The 13,941-nt window shown below is 47.4% G+C and carries 14 protein-coding genes; 4 read left to right on the top strand and 10 right to left on the bottom strand.

Annotated features, from left to right (window positions below; all coding sequences use genetic code 11):
- Positions 1-71: 71 nt before the first annotated feature.
- The 6 genes from MCG46_RS04315 to ftsE (MCG46_RS04290) all read right to left on the bottom strand — a co-directional run bounded on the left by MCG46_RS04315 (position 72) and on the right by ftsE (MCG46_RS04290) (position 6,269).
- Positions 72-1,433, bottom strand: a complete 1,362-nt coding sequence (locus MCG46_RS04315; RefSeq protein WP_240277986.1) for a murein hydrolase activator EnvC family protein — start codon at positions 1,431-1,433, stop codon at positions 72-74.
- Positions 1,430-2,335 carry a permease-like cell division protein FtsX gene (ftsX, locus tag MCG46_RS04310; RefSeq protein ID WP_240277985.1) on the bottom strand — a complete coding sequence of 302 codons (906 nt, stop codon included), beginning with the start codon at positions 2,333-2,335 and terminating at the stop codon, positions 1,430-1,432. The genes MCG46_RS04315 and ftsX (MCG46_RS04310) overlap by 4 nt, the downstream gene beginning before the upstream one ends.
- Positions 2,328-3,017, bottom strand: a complete 690-nt coding sequence (gene ftsE, locus MCG46_RS04305; protein ID WP_020224819.1) for a cell division ATP-binding protein FtsE — start codon at positions 3,015-3,017, stop codon at positions 2,328-2,330. Before ftsE (MCG46_RS04305) ends, ftsX (MCG46_RS04310) begins: the two co-directional genes overlap by 8 nt.
- Positions 3,018-3,338: 321 nt before the next feature.
- Positions 3,339-4,685 (bottom strand): murein hydrolase activator EnvC family protein, encoded by a 1,347-nt coding sequence (locus MCG46_RS04300; RefSeq protein WP_240277984.1) that lies wholly within the window; start codon positions 4,683-4,685, stop codon positions 3,339-3,341.
- Positions 4,682-5,587 (bottom strand): permease-like cell division protein FtsX, encoded by a 906-nt coding sequence (gene ftsX, locus MCG46_RS04295; protein WP_240277983.1) that lies wholly within the window; start codon positions 5,585-5,587, stop codon positions 4,682-4,684. The genes MCG46_RS04300 and ftsX (MCG46_RS04295) overlap by 4 nt, the downstream gene beginning before the upstream one ends.
- Entirely contained in the window at positions 5,580-6,269 is a 690-nt protein-coding gene (ftsE, locus tag MCG46_RS04290; RefSeq protein ID WP_020224822.1) for a cell division ATP-binding protein FtsE, read from the bottom strand. The genes ftsX (MCG46_RS04295) and ftsE (MCG46_RS04290) overlap by 8 nt, the downstream gene beginning before the upstream one ends.
- A 450-nt stretch (positions 6,270-6,719) precedes the next feature.
- Here ftsE (MCG46_RS04290) and MCG46_RS04285 point away from each other — a divergent pair, with 450 nt between their 5' ends.
- Positions 6,720-7,358: a hypothetical protein gene (locus MCG46_RS04285; protein WP_240277981.1), complete on the top strand. Its 639-nt coding sequence runs from the start codon at positions 6,720-6,722 to the stop codon at positions 7,356-7,358.
- Positions 7,359-7,370: 12 nt separating this feature from the next.
- A complete protein-coding gene (locus tag MCG46_RS04280; RefSeq protein WP_240277979.1) occupies positions 7,371-7,547 on the top strand; it encodes a hypothetical protein in 177 nt (58 codons plus the stop codon).
- Positions 7,548-7,719: 172 nt separating this feature from the next.
- Here MCG46_RS04280 and MCG46_RS04275 read toward each other — a convergent pair whose 3' ends face one another.
- Positions 7,720-8,565 (bottom strand): YitT family protein, encoded by an 846-nt coding sequence (locus MCG46_RS04275; protein WP_240277977.1) that lies wholly within the window; start codon positions 8,563-8,565, stop codon positions 7,720-7,722.
- Between the two features lie 103 nt (positions 8,566-8,668).
- Here MCG46_RS04275 and MCG46_RS04270 point away from each other — a divergent pair, with 103 nt between their 5' ends.
- Entirely contained in the window at positions 8,669-9,118 is a 450-nt protein-coding gene (locus MCG46_RS04270) for a VanZ family protein (protein WP_240277975.1), read from the top strand.
- Positions 9,119-9,121: 3 nt separating this feature from the next.
- Positions 9,122-10,876, top strand: coding sequence for a M3 family oligoendopeptidase (locus MCG46_RS04265; protein ID WP_240277974.1), 1,755 nt, complete (start codon positions 9,122-9,124; stop codon positions 10,874-10,876).
- 454 nt (positions 10,877-11,330) lie between these two features.
- On the opposite strand, the gene MCG46_RS04260 is transcribed toward MCG46_RS04265, so the two are convergent.
- The 3 genes from MCG46_RS04260 to MCG46_RS04250 form a co-directional block, all read right to left on the bottom strand.
- Positions 11,331-11,642 (bottom strand): type II toxin-antitoxin system RelE/ParE family toxin, encoded by a 312-nt coding sequence (locus tag MCG46_RS04260; protein WP_240277971.1) that lies wholly within the window; start codon positions 11,640-11,642, stop codon positions 11,331-11,333.
- Entirely contained in the window at positions 11,632-11,892 is a 261-nt protein-coding gene (locus tag MCG46_RS04255) for a type II toxin-antitoxin system Phd/YefM family antitoxin (RefSeq protein ID WP_240277970.1), read from the bottom strand. Before MCG46_RS04255 ends, MCG46_RS04260 begins: the two co-directional genes overlap by 11 nt.
- A 590-nt stretch (positions 11,893-12,482) precedes the next feature.
- Complete coding sequence (locus MCG46_RS04250; RefSeq protein ID WP_240277967.1) at positions 12,483-13,583, bottom strand: hypothetical protein; 1,101 nt, start codon at positions 13,581-13,583, stop codon at positions 12,483-12,485.
- Positions 13,584-13,941 lie beyond the last annotated feature (358 nt).

The following is a 13,941-nucleotide window of genomic DNA, read 5'->3' as shown; positions in this document are numbered from 1 at the left end:
TTTCGCTTCGCTGGAAGTGGATTGCTTTTTGGCAAATCCATTTCCTGCTGGTTTATAATCTGCCGGTTGGGCTAGTATCCGAAAACGGTTTCCGGTTTTACCCGGCAAGGAGCTCCGACATTAGAGCACAGCCGGTTTAATCCTGCCGCGCCCCAGCCGGCGCCGAAGGCCAGATCGCCGCTCCAGCTGCTGGCATAGCTTTCCAAGGACATGGTTCCCAGCTTGAATACTTCCACATGCACGTGAGCGCCGGTCACGTTGCCGGATTTCCCGATCGTTCCGATCTGATCCCCAGCGTCGACCACTTTTCCAGTCTTAGCCGGACTTCCCGGACTCATATGCAGATATTTAACGGCATAGGTCACGTTGTTGATGCTGGTCAGAAGGTACACCTGGTTCCCGCCGCCGCGGCTGCCGCCCTGGGCTTCACCGCAGGAATTCCCGATGTAGCCGTCGTTGGAACAGCCGTCCGCGCTCGCCAATACAACGCCGTTACCGGCCGCAAAAATCGGTGTTCCGACCCCTGCCGCAATATCCATGCCCAGATGCACGCCGCCGTTGACATTCAGTCCATAATGCCAGGTTCCGGCAGACAGACGGCCGCTATTGGTCGGGCGGGTAAAGCCGCTGGACGTCAGAATCGAACCCAGTCCCAAAGAGCTGAGCATGCCTTTCAGCTCGCTCAGGCTGCCTGAAATCTGATTGCCCTGCGCTTCCAGTTCCGCTGCCTGTTCTTCATATTGCTTCTGCGCCAGCTCTGCCGTCGCTTTTAAGCTGACAACCTGACGCTTCTTGGCTTCGACATCCGTCTTAGTCACTTCCAGCTCTTCCTTTTCAATGTTGAGCTGTTCTTTGTCGGCGTTCAGCTGATCCATCAGCGTCTTTAGTTCTTCCAGCGACTTCTTATCATAATTCATGATGTCGTTGACGCCCTGAATCCGCCGCAAGAGTGAAGTGAAGTCCTCTGCCCCCATCAGAAAGTCCAGGAACTGATTGGTATGCAGCGTTTGCTGGGATCGCACCAGCCGTTGTTCCACCTTTTCCCGCAAAGCGTTAATTTCGTTTTCATTTTGCAGAATCTGTTCTTCCAAAGCGGCAATTGAAGCTTCCTTTTCCACAATTTGAGCATTTAAGGTATTGATCTGCGACTGCAGTGAGGAAATCTGTGAATCGTAGTTTCTGATTTCCTGTCCGACCTTCGCCAGATCTTCTTCAATTTCTTTGCGTTTCTTTTTGATTTCATTCAATTCGTTCTGCAGTTCATTGTTGCGCTTCGATGCGTAGTTCTGACATTCCGTCTTCTGCGCTTCGGACAAATTTGAACCGGAACACATCGTTAAGTAATAGACATCCTCGTCATCATCAGCCATGACCGGCAAGACCATGCCCAGAAGCAGGATGGCGCTCAATAAGATCAGTCCCAGTTTTTTCATCGTTTCCACCTCAGATATTTTGTTACCGACATGAAGCTGCCGATCAATCCAACTGCCATCCCGATCCCTAATAAGACTAACGACAGCTGCAGCACAAACGGATGCGGCGGCGTCAGCTTAAACATCTCCGAAAACAGCACTCCGCCCAGCTTATCATACAGAAAGATATAGCCGAACACGGTAAACAGGATCGGAATGATCGCGCCCAGCGCTCCGATGATCATCCCTTCCACCACAAACGGCGCCCGGATGAATCCATTCGTCGCTCCGACATCCCGCATGATCGCGATCTCATTGCTTCGGGCATAGATCGTCAGCTTGATCGTGTTCGCAATCAAAAAGATCGCCAAAGCACTCAGCCCCAGAACCAGAACGGCTCCGCCAACACGCACAGAATTCAGCGCTTCCACAAACATCAGCGCGCTGTCTCCGCCGTAGTTCACTGTTTCAATGCCCTCCATCGCCAGAATCTTCTCTGCCGTTTCCTTTAGGGCATCGCCATCATCCACTTCCACATAAAACGCGTCGTGCAGCGGATTATCCTCACGATAGGTTTCCAGCGCTTCCTTGGCGCTTTCATCCTCATACGTTTCCATCAGTTCATCGAACTCCTGATCCTTGCTTGAGTATTCCACTCCCACCACATGTTCCAGGTTCTTGATCGTCGCCTGAAGCATGTCCAGCTGGGATTGTTCCTCATGATCATAAGCCACAAACGCCGAGATCTTCACCGAACCTTCGATGTTCTTGGTGACCTCCTGCATATTGCCTGTCACAATCATAAAGATCGAGATAATCAATAAGGTAATCGTAACCGCCGAGGCGCTCGATACCGACATCGCCGCATGCCGTCCCACGCCATAAAAGCCCTCGCGGATATGCCGAAAGAATCGTCTAATCATGTTTGATATATCCTCCCTCGTTCATGTCCGCTACGATATGTCCTGCCTCTAAGGCGATCGTTCGTTTGCGGTGCTTGTTCACCAGTGTGATATCGTGCGTTACCATCAGGATCGTCGTTTTTTCTTCCCGGTTGATCTTTTCCAGCAGCGTCATGATTTCATCCGACTTCTGCGGATCCAGATTTCCTGTCGGTTCATCCGCAATCAGGATCTTCGGCTTGTTCGCAATCGCGCGGGCGATCGCTACACGCTGCTGCTGACCGCCGGAGAGTTCCTGCGGAAAAGAGCTGCCCTTATCATCCAAGCCGACTAGATTCATGACTTCCCGCACCCGTTTGCGGATTCTTTCCTTGGGCACGTTGATGACTTCCAAGGCAAAAGCGATGTTTTCAAACACTGTTTTGCGCTCTAACAGCCGGAAGTCCTGAAAGACAACGCCGATATTGCGGCGGTACAGCGGGACTTTGGAATGCTTCAGCTTTCCGACATTGATCCCGGTTACCTCCACCTTGCCTTTGGTTGGAATTTCTTCTCCATCCAGCAGCTTGATCAGTGTGGATTTTCCCGAACCCGTCGGTCCGATGATATAGACAAACTCTCCCTGATCAATCTTGAGATTGACGTCATACAGGGCGTTCACTCCGTTCTTATATGTTTTTGATACATGTTTTAAATCCAGCATCTTTTCACATCCAATCGCTAGTATTATAACATAGAATCAATTTCGGTCATGATGAAAATATTGGGTTATTTCTTACAATCTTTACCGAACAAAAGCACAGGCTGAAGCGCTCTTTTGAGGATTGATGACATGGATAAATTGAGTACAAAGCTGAAATCAGTCGCATCCATTCAGCCTTATCCACAAACATCGACTCCGCTCTGCATCTATCCTTTTATTTATCAAAGGCATAAAAAAGACCGGGATAGAGAGAAATTCCCGCTCATCCCCGGCCTTTTATCCACTTCCTGTTTTCTGCTTTCAGTTCTCCAATCGACTTTATTAATAGCCAAAGGCGGTTTCCGGCTTCACACGGCAAGGCGCCCCTTTCTTATCGCAGGTATTGCTTAAGGCACCGGAGCCCCAGCCAGCCCCAAAGGCCAAATCGCCGTTCCAGCTGTTGGCATAACTTTCAATCGACATCGTGCCTAGCTTGAATACTTCGATATGTGTATGCGGCGCACTGGCATTGCCGGATTGTCCGACCGCTCCGATCCGATCTCCGGCACTGACCACGGTGCCGGTTGCCACCGGCGTACCCGGACTCATATGCAGATACTTGATGGCATAGGTCACGCCGTCGATGTTGGTCAGCAGATACACCTGATTTCCGCCCCCGCGGCTGCCGCCGGAGCCGCCGCAGGTGTTGCCGATGGAGCCATTATTCGCGCAGCCATCCGCGCTGTTTAAGATGACGCCGTTGCCAGCTGCGGCTATGGACGTTCCGATTCCTGCCATGATATCCATTCCCAGATGGACGCCGCCGCTGCGGTAATACCAGGTTCCATTATTTAAATAGCCGCCGTTCGGCTTGGTAAAGCCGGTAGAACTGCCGATACTGCCGAAATCAATTGAACTCAGAATATTTTTGAAAGCGCCTAAGTTTTCAGTGATCTGATTGCCCTGTGCTTCCAGATCGGCGGCTTGTTGTTCATAGGCCACCTGCGCCAGCTGAGCGACGACGCGCAGCTCGGTCACTTCATTTTTCTTTGCTTCCAGATCTGTCTTGCTGATTTCGAGCGCCGCTTTTTCTTCCGCCATCTGCGCTTTATCCGCTTCCAGCTCATCCATCAGTCTTTTTAGTTCTTCCAGCGACTTCTTATCATAATTCATGATGTCGTTGACACCCTGAATCCGCCGCAAGAGTGAAGTGAAGTCCTCTGCCCCCATCAGAAAATCCAGGAACTGATTGGTATGCAGTGTCTGCTGGGATCGCACCAGCCGCTGTTCCACCTTTTCCCGCAAAGCGGCAATTTCCGCTTCTTTCTGCTCAATCTGCAATTCCAGCTGTGCGATCAGCGCTTCTTTTTCTTCGATCTGAGCCGTCAGCTCGTTGATCTGTGTCGTTAATGTGGCAATCTGAGCGTCATAGCCCTGAATTTCCTTCCCGATTTTCTCTAGGTTGGATTCGATTTCCTTGCGTTTTGCCTTGATGTCACTGAGCTGCTTCGTTAATTCACTGTTGCGGCGGGAGGCATAATCCCGGCACTCGTTCTTCTGTTCTTCGGACAAATCCGAACCGGAACACATCGTTAAGTAGTAGACATCCTCGTCATCATCAGCCATGACCGGCAAGACCATGCCCAGAAGCAGGATGGCGCTCAATAAGATCAGTCCCAGTTTTTTCATCGTTTCCACCTCAGATATTTTGTTACCGACATGAAGCTGCCGATCAATCCAACTGCCATCCCGATCCCTAATAAGACTAACGACAGCTGCAGCACAAATGGATGCGGCGGCGTCAGCTTAAACATCTCTGAAAACAGCACTCCGCCCAGCTTATCATACAGAAAGATATAGCCGAACACGGTAAACAGGATCGGAATGATCGCGCCCAGCGCTCCGATGATCATCCCTTCCACCACAAACGGCGCCCGGATGAATCCATTCGTCGCTCCGACATCCCGCATGATCGCGATCTCATTGCTTCGGGCATAGATCGTCAGCTTGATCGTGTTCGCAATCAAAAAGATCGCCAAAGCACTCAGCCCCAGAACCAAAACAGCTCCGCCAACACGCACCGAGTTCAACGTTTTTACAAACATCAGCGCGCTGTCTCCGCCATAGTTTACACTTTCAATGCCTTCCATCGCCAGAATCTTCTCTGCCGTTTCCTTTAGGGCATCGCCATCATCCACTTCCACATAAAACGCATCGTGCAGCGGATTATCCTCGCGATAGGTTTCCAAACCGGCTTTGGCATCTTCGTTTTCATAAGTTGCCAGCAACAGATCAAATTCCACTTCCTTGCTTGAGTATTCCACACCCACTACATGTTCCAGGTTCTTGATCGTCGCCTGAAGCATGTCCAGCTGGGATTGTTCCTCATGATCATAAGCCACAAACGCCGAGATCTTCACCGAACCTTCGATGTTCTTGGTGACCTCCTGCATATTGCCTGTCACAATCATAAAGATTGAGATAATCAATAAAGTAATCGTAACCGCTGAGGCGCTTGATACCGACATCGCCGCATGCCGCCCCACGCCATAAAAGCCCTCGCGGATATGCCGAAAGAATCGTCTAATCATGTTTGATATATCCTCCCTCGTTCATGTCCGCTACGATATGTCCTGCCTCTAAGGCGATCGTTCGTTTGCGGTGCTTGTTCACCAACGTGATATCGTGCGTTACCATCAGGATCGTCGTTTTTTCTTCCCGGTTGATCTTTTCCAGCAGCGTCATGATTTCATCCGACTTCTGCGGATCCAGATTTCCTGTCGGTTCATCCGCAATCAGGATCTTCGGCTTGTTCGCAATCGCGCGGGCAATGGCCACACGCTGCTGCTGACCGCCGGAGAGTTCCTGCGGAAAAGAGCTGCCCTTATCGTCCAAGCCGACCAGATTCATGACTTCCCGCACCCGTTTACGGATTCTTTCCTTGGGCACGTTGATGACTTCCAAGGCAAAAGCGATGTTTTCAAACACTGTTTTGCGCTCTAACAGCCGGAAGTCCTGAAAGACAACGCCGATATTGCGGCGGTACAGCGGGACTTTGGAATGCTTCAGCTTTCCGACATTGATCCCGGTTACCTCCACCTTGCCTTTGGTTGGAATTTCTTCTCCATCCAGCAGCTTGATCAGCGTGGATTTTCCCGAACCCGTCGGTCCGATGATATAGACAAACTCACCCTGATCGATCTTTAAATTGATATTGTAAAGGGCGTTTACACCATTTTTATATGTTTTCCCTACATGTTTTAATTCCAACATTTTCCGCACCTCATTTGTTCCTATTATAACATGGGTTAAACTTACAATATAGAACAAAAATAACAGGGATTCTCTCCTTTGAACCGAAGCTGTCCTTTTCTATTAACCGGACAGAGCCTAGACCTTTATCCACTTTGAACATCGCTAAACAAAAGGCATATGCGCACAACGTAAAACACAGAAATAAAACGACACATCCAAATGGGCACAGGGGCACACGCCCCTTTTTTGCATCGGCAGGGGATGAGAAAAAATACCCAGTGAGATGTGTAAATTGTGATGAAATGATGAAAAATGCGAAAAGGATAGGGAGTTTTATCGAAAAAGCGCAATAAGAATCATAGCGGATATTTATTACTGGGATTGAAGCGTGTATAAAAACAGAACTTGCTGATTCCATTCTGTGAAAGGGAACATTGGATTGAAAAATTGAGAAAGGAAGCGGAGAACATGAAAATTTTCAGAGAAAAACAGGCGCGAAGGCAGCGTGCCGGAAGTCACAAGGGGTTAATTCAGAATAAACGATCCTTATCCGAAAGTGACCCGTTTAAAAATAGCGTTTATTGTAATGGATTGGATATCGAAATAGATGGCTTGACTGACTGTTTGGAAGTTCGCTCTACTGGGGAAACTGTAGAAACTGAATTTGGACCGATCAAAATGACATCCGTCCTACAAAGAAAGCTTAAACGCGAAAGATGGCGCTTTGATTGGACTAAAGCGGAAGGTGAAAACTTATTCGCATTACATGTAAAAGGAGAGGACATCATTCAGGGATTGATTTCTTTTTCTCATGAACAAGGTTTTACGAGAGTCTTTTTAGTGGAACCGAATCCAATAAATGTGAGTCATGAAGGAAAATATAAAGGAATTGGAGGCCATCTCTTCGCAATAGCTTGTTACGAAAGTAAAAATCATGGCAATGATGGAATTGTAACGATGACGGCGAAAACAAAGCTGGTGGATCACTACGCAAAAACCCTTGGAGCTCATTCTCTCGGAGCTAAAGAAAACATGGCGATTGATGAACTAGCAGCTCAGAAACTGATAGATAAATACATCCGAAAGCAGTATAATATTTATAGATAGGAGGACAGCGGAATGACAAAAGAAGAGATGCAGGCATTCTATGAATTAGATATTGCGGCAGCGGAAGCTGGTGGATATGTACAGCCCCCTAAATTTAAGACGGAAAAAGAAAAACAGGCAGAAGATGAAAAAATTAGAGCTTGGATAAAAAAGCGTAAAGAGGAACAACGGCAGAAAAATCAAAATTAAAGAAAGAAACACAGTCTACTCGGTAAGGATATCGTTAAAGACAAGAATAAAAGGAACAGTAAGATTATGCGGTTCACTGCACGTATCATTTCACTGTTCCTCTTTTTTATTGTTTATGCTTCACCCAAATTCGAGTAAGAGCCTGATCCCTTCCTGCTCAAAAACAGGAAAGCTATACCTTAAATTCCAGGCTAAACCCCTCACCATGGACATCCGTGGCATCACTGGTGATCATAAAGGCATTTTTATCAAATTGATTGACCAATTCCAGCAGCTTTGGATATTCCTTCTTTTCCACAACGACCAGAATCACTTTCCGCGGGGCGCCGGTATAGCCGCCTGTCGCATCGGTCAGCGTTGTTCCCCGGTCAAGTTCGGACTGAATAGCCGCGTTGATCTGAACATAAGCCTCGGAAATAATCTGCACTGCCTTGGCGTTGCCGCCGCCCAGCGTCAGCATCTTATCAATCCCAAACGACGTGCCCCAGACGGAAATAAAGCCAACCAGCACCGCTTCCAGACCATAGGTAAATAACCCCAGCCCCACCGTCAGCGCATCCGTGATCAGAACCAGCGTGGAGATTTTGATGCCGGTATATTTATTGACGATCAGCGGCGGTATATCCATGCCTCCGGTACTCGCTCCGGTGCGCAGAACCATGCCGATGCCTAATCCCCCGATCAGGCCGCCGTACAGCGATGCCAGCATCGGATCCAGTTCAAGAATCGGAACAAAGCGCGTGATCACCGTCAGGTATACCGGATAGATCAAGGAACTGATTACCGTCTTGACCGCAAAGCTTTTCCCCAAAAACACGGTTCCCAGCACAAACATCCCTAAAACCAGCGCATTGACCATCATTGTCGGATCAATATGAAACAACGGCTCTAAGGCGACAGCGATACCCGCGACCCCACCGGAGAGAATATTATACGGCAGAATAAACATCGCTACCGCCAGCGCCAGCATAAAATTACCAATCAGAACCCAAGGCAGGTCCCGAATCATTTTCTTCATTTCCAAAACTGTTTCCTCCTTCACTTCACGCTCCATTATATCATGGTTCTTTCTTTACTGGAAAAGTTGGTTTATAATACAGGAAGTCAGAAAGGAGCAGAGGATGAAAAAGAAAAGTTGTTGGATTTTAGTCGGTTTGATGGTGATTTTTATTTTTTCCAATTCCGCTGCTTCCGCCTCAACGTCCAATGGCATGAGCTTAACGGTCAGCGAGTGGGTGCGGCCGGTCTTAAACACGGTCGGGCTGCATCCGGAAACGGATTTTTTAAATTTTGTCATCCGCAAGCTGGCGCATTTCAGTGAATATGCTTTATTGGGCGTTCTGATCGGCTTGGCTTATCGCCTCCAGCCCTGGTCATGGATGAAAGGCAAGGTTGCACTGCTGCCGTTTTTCATCATTCCGGTGCTGGACGAAAATCTGCAGCGGTTTTCTTCCGGGCGCAGCTGCGAGCTGCGGGATATGCTGATCGACAGCGCCGGAATGGCCGTCGGCATGATGTTGGTGATGGCCTTGCTGATGATTTTAAGCAACAGGAAGAAACAGGAGGATTAAAGGATGAACGAATGGAATTTAAACGACCTCTACACCGGTTATGACAGCGAAGCCTTCCAGCAGGATTTCGCGGCTTTAGACACCCGGATTGCCGAAATGAACACGCTGGCGGAAACGCTGGATTCAAAGGATCCAAAATCCACGTTGAAAGCGATCATTGAACAGCTGTCCGCCTATCAGACGCTGACTCGTCGGCTGGGCGCTTATTTATCGCTGCGTCAGTCCGCCAACACCGCCGATCAGGAAACGGTGTCGATGAATTCCCGCTTTCAGATCAAAGCCAGTCAGTCGGCTTTGGCGTCTACACGGTTTCAGAAGTGGATCGCGGCACAGGATCTGGATGCACTGATTTCCAGTGATCCGCTGTTTCAGCAGCACGCCTTCTGGCTGCAGGAAATCCGCAGTCACGGCGCTCATACGCTGAGCGATGAGGTCGAGGATGCGATTGGCAAGATGGAGCTGAACGGTTCCAACGCCTGGGCCCAGCTGCAGGAATATATGACCTCTACGGTGGCGGTAACGATGGACGGCCAGGATTACACGCTGTCTTCGATCCGCAATCTCGCCTACAGCACGGATCCAGAGGTTCGCAAAAAAGCCTATGAAGCGGAATTGCAGGCCTACGATAAAATCAAGGACGCGGTCTGCTTCGCACTCAACTCCATCAAGGGTGAAGCCAACACGGTCAGCGAACTACGCCATTTTGATTCCGTCCTGGATATGACACTGTTCAATTCCCGCATGAGCAAGGCCACTTTGGATGCCATGTTTACGGCGATTGATGAGGCGCTGCCGCATTTCCACGCCTATCTGCGCCATAAAGCCGAGGTGCTCGGCTATACCCACGGCCTGCCGTTTTATGAACTGTTCGCGCTGATGGGAGAAAGTACCCGAACCTTTACCGTTGAGGAAGCCAAGGCTTATTTAATTCAGAACTTCACGCCATTTTCCAAGGATGTCGCTGGAATTATCGAACGCGCCTTCGATGAGGAATGGATCGACTTCTTCCCGCGCAAGGGAAAGGTCGGCGGCGCCTTCTGCTGCAATCTGCCGATGTTAAAGCAGAGCCGGGTGCTGACCAACTTCGACGGCTCGCTGAGCGATGTCGTAACGTTGGCGCATGAATTAGGCCATGCCTACCATGGTCACCGGATCGAAAATCACAGCCCGCTGAACACCCGGTATTCGATGCCAGTGGCTGAAACGGCGTCTACCTTTAATGAAACGGTCATCATGAACGCCGCAATCCGTGATGCTGCCAGCGATGAAGAAAAGATGATGCTGATCGAAAGCACGCTGCAGGATGTCACGCAGGTCATCTGCGATATTTATTCCCGCTATCTGTTTGAAACGGAAGTGGTGGAAAAGCGGAAGGAAGGCTTCCTGTTCAGTGACGATCTGGAAGACATCATGCTCAGAGCTCAGAAGAAAGCTTACGGCACAGGTCTGGATCATGATCAGCTGCATCCGTATATGTGGATCTGCAAGAGTCACTATTACGATGCCGGCTTAAACTTCTACAATTTCCCTTATGCCTTCGGCTGCTTATTTGCCAAGGGCCTCTATGCTCAATATCAGAAGGAAGGCCCGGCTTTCGTTGACAAATACAACCGACTGCTGGAAGCCACAACGATCAGCAGCGTCGAGGAAGTTGCCGCGATGGCGGATATCGACATCACCAAGCCGGACTTCTGGCGTGATTCGCTGAAGATTGTGGAAAACATGATCGACGAATTCATCACCCTTTCCGCAAAATAAACTTCACCGAAATCGTTCCGATCAAAAAAACAAAAATCCGCTTCGTCTGCCGATCCTCAGATTAACAGATGAAACGGATTTTCTTTTCGGTTGACGACACCAAGTTTAAGCGTCATATAGCCCCCTTACAAGAAGGAAATGCTAAATACCGTAACCACGGAGGCGAAGACGGTGTCAAAAGAATACAATTGACATTTAATGGGAATCAGATCAGCATCAATACTACTTTGGATAGTGAATTGATTTCAAGAATCCTCAAGGCATTGAGTGTATGATGAGTTTTATAGAGATCAGTAAAATCTATATTGCACAAGTTATATTAACTTACGCAAAGGAATTGATGGGTATAACGCTATGATTCAAGATCAATTTAAGCTGAGTCCTTTTGATGCTGGCTCTTATTTTTTTTCTTTTTGTCACATCCCCTTTTGCGATTATCTTATTATGAATCTTATTAAATGAGTTTTTCGTACTCCCGCGCTCCATAGAAGAATCGCAAGATATAGACGATTTTTTCCGTCTCATCTACTCGATAGACCATGACATAGTGTCTAATCACAGCTCGATGATATCCCAGTACCCTGAGATGCGGATCTCGACACTCTTCAAACATGAAAGGTGATGCCTCCAGACCGCTGTAACATTCCTCAACAGCATCTAAAAAAGAAGAGGCAGCGCTGACATTTGCCAAAACCTCTTTAATATATGTCAGAATTTCCTCCAAGTCCTTATCGGCGTGAGACGTAACTTCTATCTTATAGGCCATGTCTTGCTCTCAATTCATGGAGCGCACTATGGGCATCTGTTGTTTTTTTTGCATGGATGTCATCCTCTGCTTCTGTCAACTTTTCATACACATCCTGCATGAGTATCCTCTCTTCATAGAACTTCATGCTCATGATGACCATCTCACCATATCCGTTTTTTGTGATAAAGATAGGTTCCTTGGACGAATTGCACAACTGTGCGATGGCTGCAGTATCTTTCAAGTCTCGGATGGGAATAATGTGTGGCATACGACCAGCCTCCTTTTGTGTTTTTATTATACCATAATTATGTCATCGTTTAAAGAAACTTCAGAAGTGTTCGTCAAAACATCTGAAAACAGTTAAATGATTAAACCAAGAATATAACCCATTCGATTAATTAACTTGTGATAAACTACATCATCTATTACGATTTTTCCTTTCTCTATCCTCTGTAGTGTAGATAGAGAACAAATCTGCGTTTGCTGAGTGTATGCAATTAATTCTTACTGTTTCAAAACATGTCTATCCAACTTGATCAGCAGCCTTAACATTTGATTTTTATCATTGCTTATTGGCGTAATTTTAAAAGATTGCATGGCAAGACCACCTCTCTAGTTTTACATTATCACAAATTGCACTTATTCATTTTACTTTCAAAAACTTTATCTTCTTCAGAAGTAGAAAAATATTATCAATCGCTAGAGATTTAAGGGAGCTATGTTACCACAAAAGAAAATTTCAGAGCTTAATTTTCTGTTTTATATCTATGCCGTTTTGTAATCATTTTGTTTCCAAGCGGACGAAAAAACTTTCATCCAGATCCCATCCAGGTTCGTAGAAAATGGCGTTTTTTTAGCTCAGGCGGCGGAGCGGTTGATGCCCCTGATCAGGAATCGCTCATCCGCCTTACGCTGCAACATTTCCCAATCCTGATCCTTGCCGCCCAAATAGTCAAGCAGCTCTGGATCCATTTTTTCTAACTGGAAAAGCCCCACCTTCATCAAGGAAGCGATTAAGGAACGCAGCTTAAGCCGACGAACTCGACCAGCATATTCCATGCCGTTAAAATCCCGAATCCATTTGCTGCGCCATTTTTTCTTATTGTGATTCCACTCCAGACAGTTCCAGCCCCGGAATGTCCGCGTCAGCACGATGTAAGCCTCGGTATTCCGCTTCATTATCACCCCAGGAACCCAGCGGATATGCAGCGTTTTTGCCTGACTGATGCAATAATCCGCATATTCAATTTCATGTGCTGCCGCCCGATGCACCAGTTCCAGTCGGGTTTTACCCTGAAGGATAACCGGATGGGCAAAATCGGTAAAGTAAGCCCGGCCACCACAGAAAAACAGATTCCAGCCGGCATCCTCCATATACGAACGGTATTTTCGATACAAACGGATTAAGCTCAGCTTTCCAGGGATAAACTCCTGCATATACCAAAGAACATGGTCAATTTCAAGAATATCACCTTTTTCCCAAAATAGACCCACCGCAAGATAGGGATGATAAATGTGATCCAGCTGAAAGACCAGCACTAGATGCTTCTGGATGCGCCGCAAGTTATGCCGCTCTACGGGAAGCGGTTTGTTTTGAAGCAGTTCCGCTGTCAAAGTATAATTATGCTTCAGATCGATATAAGTCTGCTTATTCAGCGGGTGATCTTTTTCCAGCATCACGGTCTGGTATTCGCGCAGATTGGCATAGGGTCGGGATGAACAGGCTTTAACAATCAGCTCGGTCGCGGTTTTTGCCAGGATCAGATACGGTCGGATCTGATGCGCAGGATCAATCTTTGCCAGTTCTTCCTCAGACAGCGGCATCCGCGCCCAGACCAAAAAGCCCGGTTCGCATTGTTCAAACCAGGTTTGACGGTAATCCGGTGTTCCTTGTTCTATTTCCGTATGAGACTTCGGTTGAAATAAAGTTAAAATCCATTTCCAAATTTTTTTTATCATCTTTGTTATTCCTGTTTCAAAACTGGTATGTTGTCTTTACTTAGACTTGTTTTCTTTTACTATATATAATTCTCAAGGGAAGCAGAAGTTGAAAATCAGCTATTCAGTATAGAATTTTCGCCTAGTGCTTCACCGTCCAACTTCTTAGGTCTTAATTCTGCTTCAGCTCTTCCAGACTGTTCAACTCAGCTAGTTCGATCAGATGTTCAATATCCAGACTGTCTTTTTTTACGAAAGTAGTGCGGTTACTTTTGCTTTAGGATTTGGTTTTGCCAGATTTGAATACTCAGGGGGGAGAGGATAAAATAAGGATCATATATAGTACCTATAAATTATATCGTACTCACGCTAAAATGTA

The sequence above is a fragment of the Holdemania massiliensis genome, from assembly GCF_022440805.1.
Taxonomy (GTDB): Bacteria; Bacillota_I; Bacilli_A; order Erysipelotrichales; family Erysipelotrichaceae; genus Holdemania; species Holdemania massiliensis_A.
The sequence above is the reverse complement of the archived record's forward strand: the minus strand, read 5'-3'. Positions and strand labels throughout refer to the sequence as shown.

Coding starts and splice junctions, on each gene's coding strand:
- ftsE (WP_020224822.1), bottom strand. CDS start 6,269: ATGTTGGAATTAAAACATGTAGGGAAAACATATAAAAATGGTGTAAAC.
- MCG46_RS04285 (WP_240277981.1), top strand. CDS start 6,720: ATGAAAATTTTCAGAGAAAAACAGGCGCGAAGGCAGCGTGCCGGAAGT.
- MCG46_RS04300 (WP_240277984.1), bottom strand. CDS start 4,685: ATGAAAAAACTGGGACTGATCTTATTGAGCGCCATCCTGCTTCTGGGC.
- MCG46_RS04260 (WP_240277971.1), bottom strand. CDS start 11,642: ATGGCCTATAAGATAGAAGTTACGTCTCACGCCGATAAGGACTTGGAG.
- ftsX (WP_240277985.1), bottom strand. CDS start 2,335: ATGATTAGACGATTCTTTCGGCATATCCGCGAGGGCTTTTATGGCGTG.
- MCG46_RS04275 (WP_240277977.1), bottom strand. CDS start 8,565: ATGAAGAAAATGATTCGGGACCTGCCTTGGGTTCTGATTGGTAATTTT.
- MCG46_RS04315 (WP_240277986.1), bottom strand. CDS start 1,433: ATGAAAAAACTGGGACTGATCTTATTGAGCGCCATCCTGCTTCTGGGC.
- MCG46_RS04250 (WP_240277967.1), bottom strand. CDS start 13,583: ATGATAAAAAAAATTTGGAAATGGATTTTAACTTTATTTCAACCGAAG.
- MCG46_RS04280 (WP_240277979.1), top strand. CDS start 7,371: ATGACAAAAGAAGAGATGCAGGCATTCTATGAATTAGATATTGCGGCA.
- MCG46_RS04270 (WP_240277975.1), top strand. CDS start 8,669: ATGAAAAAGAAAAGTTGTTGGATTTTAGTCGGTTTGATGGTGATTTTT.
- ftsX (WP_240277983.1), bottom strand. CDS start 5,587: ATGATTAGACGATTCTTTCGGCATATCCGCGAGGGCTTTTATGGCGTG.
- ftsE (WP_020224819.1), bottom strand. CDS start 3,017: ATGCTGGATTTAAAACATGTATCAAAAACATATAAGAACGGAGTGAAC.
- MCG46_RS04265 (WP_240277974.1), top strand. CDS start 9,122: ATGAACGAATGGAATTTAAACGACCTCTACACCGGTTATGACAGCGAA.
- MCG46_RS04255 (WP_240277970.1), bottom strand. CDS start 11,892: ATGCCACACATTATTCCCATCCGAGACTTGAAAGATACTGCAGCCATC.